The sequence below is a fragment of the Paenibacillus ihuae genome (genome assembly GCF_001368795.1).
Classification (GTDB): Bacteria; Bacillota; Bacilli; order Paenibacillales; family Paenibacillaceae; genus Paenibacillus_AQ; species Paenibacillus_AQ ihuae.
Map to the genome: position 1 here is coordinate 565204 of NZ_LN831199.1, position 5063 is coordinate 570266.

Sequence of the window (5063 nt, forward strand, 5' to 3'; positions counted from 1 at the left end):
TACGTACGTGTAGCATTTTTTTGTCTAAATAATTCTAATTATAAGGACAGTTAGTCTTTATCTCTTAATGAGAGCACCGTTAAAATAGCACTAATGATCGTTATTGTGTACATGAAAAAATCAATATACTTTGAATCACTCATACCCAGTAACTTTAGGGCTAGGCCAAATAATCCAAATATAACAATAAGGGAAATTATAACTATCTTTTTCTTTCTTTGTATAATTTCAAGTAGTTGGAAATTTCGCTTAGCCTTACTTGGTTTAACCGGTTCGTAGTTGTTAATCTGGTCTATGTATTGTACTAGCAATTCATACTCATTCTCGTTATAAGGTCTTTCGTTTATTTTGCATTCGTATAGGCTGTTTAATGATGTGAAAAACCCCAGACTCAGATCCTTGTTATGCTCAATTATACTTCGAAACTTGCTGCTTGGAATATTTGCTAGTTTTGAGGTAACTAAAGTAATCTCATTACTTTCAAATATGTATAGAGATTTTGCATGAGTGTCCATTTTGTATAAATACCTTTTAAAAAGCAAAAGCAATTCATTAAATTTGTAAGATAATCGTTTGTTCTTTTCAATCTCAGAAATAACTAACTCTATCAATACAAAGAACTGATTATTAAAATTCCCCAGTCTTGATAATGGGTTGTAGCTATCGGTAATCACTAATCCAATTATCGAAATAAACCAACCCCCAATAAATATCATGCCCCAATAGTTTTTCTTGTCGTTTCCTAGAAATACCCCCCAATAGAGAGACTGAATCAGTGTATAAATCACTAACAAACCTAATAGAATCATAGCGATTGCAACTATTCGTTTACTGATCGCTCTCCTACGCAACTTCGCAGCTATTTTTCTATCTCTCGTTAATATTTCTAGAAACTCTACTCTTTTCATCGGTAATCCCCTTGATATAGTATGATTGTCCAAATAGCAATTTATGTGTACAAATAATAGCCTGCTAAGTACGATCTCCACATGATTTGTAAGGAAATTACTTTCAGGAGGTAACCCTATAAGCAAGCTATTAAAACTGTTGTTGGCTACGTCCGTATTAGTTCTGATTCGCAGTAAGATAATACTTCAGTATCAGAACAGAAAAAGAGAATACAGGCATATTGTACCAGTCGGGATTGGAAATTAAAAGAGATTTTTGTCGATGAATCAAAGTCTGGCTCTAAAATTGACGAAAGAATCGAATATGCTAAAATGCATGAATTTGCTCGTGATAAGAGAAACGAAATAGATGCTATTGTCGTTTTCAAATCAGACAGAATACATCGTCACTTGAAGAATTTGCTGATTATGATCGAAGATGATTTTCAGCCACAGAGTATTGCATTCATAAGCGACTCTGAAAACTTTGATACTTCAAGGACTTCGATATGCTATATTTTTCGAAACACAGCATACACTGGCTTACTCACTTATGATGGCAAGAAGGAAAAGAATCAAATACAGGTTAAAGCTGCTATTCCAGCAATAGTGTCCAGGCAATTGTTCAATAAAGTTCAAGCGCATCGAGAACAGAAAAGAAAGACGAGCTCATGACTATGGACAAGAAAAAGCGACTCCTGAAGGTCTCCAGTGCGTTCGTGAATAACCAAAAAATACCTCCAATCAGAATTCAGGGCAAGTGGCTGAATGTTCTGGGGTTTTCTATTAGATGCAGGGTTGAAATTGAAGAAAATCAAGGGGAATTGCGAATTAAGATTTTGAAGAGCGAAGAATAATAGCCGATCTAGCAAATTGTTTAACATTTCAATCGGCCTAATATAATTCCCTAATGCAGACCAACTACAAAATGAAGAAAACAAGAGCTGCTCTTTACATTCGAGTAAGCACAGAAGAACAAGCGAAAGAAGGATACAGCTTAGAAGCGCAAGAAGTAACGCTAAGAAAATATTGTGATATGTACAGTCTAATCGTAGCAGAAAAATAAATTGATAATGGCAAGAGCGGAAAAAATACTGATCGACCTGAACTGCAACGATTATTGAAAGATTGCGAAAAAGGAAGATTCGATACTGTGTTAGTCTGGAAGATATCTAGACTATCGAGAAATCTGAATGACTTACTAATACTGGTCGATCAATTTGTTCTTCCAGAGCGTCATCAGGCAGATTCACTTCGGTTTCCCGAAGGACATGCGAAGCATAGAACTGGAATTCAACCCGCAGGTGCAACAGCATTTTTTTGAACTGGCCCCTTCTGCCGAAACGGCGGCAGGGGCCTCCGTTAGAATGATGCGCAAACAGGCTCCTGCGAGTTTATTTATACTACAGAATGATGCGGTATCTTGAAGGGGACTTTTGCCGATTCACAGCAATTGCTATTTTTTAATTATCTCATGAAGGAAATATTCTAGACCTTCTTTTGTTGGGTTTATATCATTGTGTACGATGTAAGGGACGTCTAGAATATTGGAGATTTCATGAGAGTATATCATTTCCTCTTCTAAAAATTTCTTGAGAAAACTTATACTAACAACTTCTGTACCTCTATTTTTTAATCTTGAGTATATAATTTCAATAGGCGCTGAAAGAACTATTATCCCTTTAATTTGAAGGCTAAAAAAAGTCGACTTAGGTATTCGGCTAATAACACCATGCTTATCTAGCAAGCAAAAATGTCCCTCAAGAATAAATAAATTATTATGCAATCGAAGCTCTTTAATTGCTTCAATTAATATATTTTGGTTCTCATCAATATTTGAGACTTTTTTGTTTTCAAAATAGTCAATATTTGTTTTGCTAGAAATGAGCTGGCTTGCAGAGAATGACTTAATATTATATTGTGCCGATATCTCTTTACAAAAAGAGGTTTTACCTACCCCGTGTATTCCTGCAACGAATATAATATTTCTCATAATTTATCTATTCCCTTCTTTCTTTAATATAGCAATATGATTGAGGTGCTTTAAAATTCTTATCATCCTGGAAAGGATCTATTGGAATATCAAATAATATAGCTTTTTTTATTTTTATGGCATATCCTTTATTTCTATTTTCAAAGTATTCTCGGAAGAAGTTATAACTAATTCCAGAGTGTTCGCTTGTAGCCTTCCAGATTGATTCTGGTTCGTCAATCAGTATTTCCTCTATGAAGATTTCTCCGACAATTTTCCCTACCGGCTTAGTAGAGTATACCAAAATAGATTCGACCTCCCTTTTAAAAATACTTTTCCTATATTCATACTTTTTTTCTCCACTAAATATCTTCTTAACAAATTCCGGTTTAATTGATAATAGAACTTTCATATTTTCATCTATTCCCTTCAGTACGAAATTTATTGACTCTATTTAAATTGTACATTATCATAAATAATTTAAGGACAGGTTTTAATCGGTAGTCAATCATACGTATATGTATTATATCAAATTACATAATATATGATTCTAAGGGAGTTAATAATATGAAAAGCTATGCGATTTGGTGTAAGAACAATGATCTATCTGCCGTCCCAAAACTTGACGTTCATATAAATTTGTGGAAGCTACCTAAAAGAAAAAATAGGTTTCTTAAGTTATTTAACTATTCAGAAAACAATTATATGTTGCTTGACTTTGGATTAAAAGTCTCAGAAATTAGTCAAGTAAGTGAAATAAAGATATTCTTACCTTATACAATTAATAAGGAACAGATATTAGATCTAGGCGAATTTTTCTTAAACCATACAAATCTTATCATTGGAGTATTCAATAAGGATTATACAGTTGAAATTGGTACAGAACCTAAGCAAATTCTAATTAACAAAGGTGAGACAGATGAGTTTATTATATATTTGCTTGACATACAGAATGAAGATTGTGCAATAGAGGAGAAATTCGGTGGTTCTTTGATTACGATAAAAATACCCGAAGAGTTAAAAACCAAAAATAAACCTCTTTACTATCGATTTAGAATTAACTCTCCAGCTCTAAACAGTATGGTTAAAAGAATTAAAGCAAGCTCGATATTTGAAAGTGCTTTAGCATATACAGAAGTTGTCGACTTAAGATTCAATGAGAAAAGATTATATGAGAGGTCTATGTCTGAAAAAGTTAAAGAAGAAGGTGAGTTCAAAATTGAAAAACTTCACTTTCTTTTAATGACTAACGCCCAAGATGAAATTATTTCCACTGGAGAGGGCCATTCTTGTCGTCAATTAGAAGATATTTGGAATAATTACACACAAGAGGAATACGATTTAGAGAATATCCTTGCTTATCATTGGAAAGCTAAAGATGTTTCATCACATAATTCATTGGTTAAACTTAAAATTCAAAGGTCGACATTAAGAAAAGTTATTATATACCTCATTACATTGGGTATTCTTTCCATAATATATAACTTAGTTACTGACCCCATAAAAGAGCACATTACAGAGCCTTTGGGTGGTTTTATTAATAACTTTTTCACAAATCGTGAAGGAAACTAATACTATATAGCGAATTATTACTTAAGGTGGTGAAGCCAGTGAATAACAACAGTCTAATATTAATATCTGATTTCAAAAGTAGCCCTAAAGAGCTTAATTTTCATGTTGAAAATGTTTATAACTCATTAATTACATTGAATAGAGAATACCCAGGTTTTGATAATTGGTATTACTCCAAGGTAATACCCGAATTAAAAAAAGGTAGCCGGGACATAATTATGGCATACAATAACCAAGTACTTTCAGGGGTATCTATTCTAAAAAAACTAAAATAGAAAAAAAAATATGCACTATTCGAATATCTCCTAAGTATAGAAAAAATGGACTAGGTAAAATACTCCTCGAAAAAAGCTTAGAGATACTTGAAACCGATAGTCCAATAATTACAGTGTCAAATAGTAAGGTGTATCAATTCAATCCACTTCTAGAATACTTTGGATTTAAACTATCTCAAGTAGTTAAAAACTATTATGTTAACTCAACGGAAGAACATGTTTATAACGGATTTTTGGAAGAAAATCTTCGAAAAAAAAAGAACTTGTATCCATTAATTTCACTCTAACTACGTTTATAAAGCCCTTCCTGCTAAATAAGCTGGAGCGGCTTTTTATTTTTATATCTGTTGTAGCAAA

At 32.9% G+C, this 5063-nt stretch carries 8 protein-coding genes and 2 pseudogenes; 7 read left to right on the forward strand and 3 right to left on the reverse strand.

All coding sequences use genetic code 11. The annotated features are described in order from the left end of the window. Positions 1–50: 50 nt before the first annotated feature. Positions 51–908, reverse strand: coding sequence for a hypothetical protein (locus AQR02_RS22220; protein ID WP_054942596.1), 858 nt, complete (start codon positions 906–908; stop codon positions 51–53). A gap of 192 nt (positions 909–1100) precedes the next feature. Between AQR02_RS22220 and AQR02_RS35195 the strand changes: the two are divergent. The 5 genes and pseudogenes from AQR02_RS35195 to AQR02_RS33155 form a co-directional block, all read left to right on the forward strand. Then, a pseudogene (locus AQR02_RS35195) lies at positions 1101–1379 on the forward strand (recombinase family protein); the annotation flags it as partial. Positions 1380–1394: 15 nt separating this feature from the next. Next, entirely contained in the window at positions 1395–1562 is a 168-nt protein-coding gene (locus AQR02_RS35200) for a recombinase family protein (RefSeq protein ID WP_280818658.1), read from the forward strand. Positions 1563–1564: 2 nt separating this feature from the next. After that, positions 1565–1744 carry a SymE family type I addiction module toxin gene (locus AQR02_RS35635; RefSeq protein WP_425340022.1) on the forward strand — a complete coding sequence of 60 codons (180 nt, stop codon included), beginning with the start codon at positions 1565–1567 and terminating at the stop codon, positions 1742–1744. A 71-nt stretch (positions 1745–1815) separates the two neighbouring features. Further along, positions 1816–2211: pseudogene (locus tag AQR02_RS31545) on the forward strand (recombinase family protein). Next, on the forward strand, positions 2159–2314 hold the full coding sequence (locus AQR02_RS33155) for a hypothetical protein (protein WP_209444253.1): 156 nt from the start codon (positions 2159–2161) through the stop codon (positions 2312–2314). The pseudogene AQR02_RS31545 and the gene AQR02_RS33155 overlap by 53 nt, the downstream one beginning before the upstream one ends. A 29-nt stretch (positions 2315–2343) precedes the next feature. Here the strand turns inward: AQR02_RS33155 and AQR02_RS22235 are convergent, their stop codons facing one another. Both AQR02_RS22235 and AQR02_RS22240 read right to left on the reverse strand, forming a co-directional pair. Then, a complete protein-coding gene (locus tag AQR02_RS22235; protein ID WP_054942599.1) occupies positions 2344–2880 on the reverse strand; it encodes an ATP-binding protein in 537 nt (178 codons plus the stop codon). A gap of 7 nt (positions 2881–2887) precedes the next feature. After that, a complete protein-coding gene (locus AQR02_RS22240; RefSeq protein WP_054942600.1) occupies positions 2888–3271 on the reverse strand; it encodes an ASCH domain-containing protein in 384 nt (127 codons plus the stop codon). A 155-nt stretch (positions 3272–3426) separates the two neighbouring features. Here AQR02_RS22240 and AQR02_RS22245 point away from each other — a divergent pair, with 155 nt between their 5' ends. Together AQR02_RS22245 and AQR02_RS22250 are read left to right on the forward strand one after the other, a co-directional pair. Continuing rightward, positions 3427–4431, forward strand: coding sequence for a hypothetical protein (locus tag AQR02_RS22245; protein WP_054942601.1), 1005 nt, complete (start codon positions 3427–3429; stop codon positions 4429–4431). Positions 4432–4469: 38 nt separating this feature from the next. Next, the gene (locus AQR02_RS22250; RefSeq protein WP_054942602.1) at positions 4470–4706 is read left to right on the forward strand and encodes a hypothetical protein; all 237 of its coding nucleotides are present in this window, start codon (positions 4470–4472) and stop codon (positions 4704–4706) included. The last annotated feature ends 357 nt before the right edge of the window (positions 4707–5063 follow it).

What these genes read in the sequence shown, in the direction of transcription:
- AQR02_RS35635 (WP_425340022.1), top strand. Translation starts at nt 1,565, where the DNA reads ATGGACAAGAAAAAGCGACTCCTGAAGGTCTCCAGTGCGTTCGTGAAT.
- AQR02_RS22235 (WP_054942599.1), bottom strand. Translation starts at nt 2,880, where the DNA reads ATGAGAAATATTATATTCGTTGCAGGAATACACGGGGTAGGTAAAACC.
- AQR02_RS22245 (WP_054942601.1), top strand. Translation starts at nt 3,427, where the DNA reads ATGAAAAGCTATGCGATTTGGTGTAAGAACAATGATCTATCTGCCGTC.
- AQR02_RS33155 (WP_209444253.1), top strand. Translation starts at nt 2,159, where the DNA reads ATGCGAAGCATAGAACTGGAATTCAACCCGCAGGTGCAACAGCATTTT.
- AQR02_RS22220 (WP_054942596.1), bottom strand. Translation starts at nt 908, where the DNA reads ATGAAAAGAGTAGAGTTTCTAGAAATATTAACGAGAGATAGAAAAATA.
- AQR02_RS22240 (WP_054942600.1), bottom strand. Translation starts at nt 3,271, where the DNA reads ATGAAAGTTCTATTATCAATTAAACCGGAATTTGTTAAGAAGATATTT.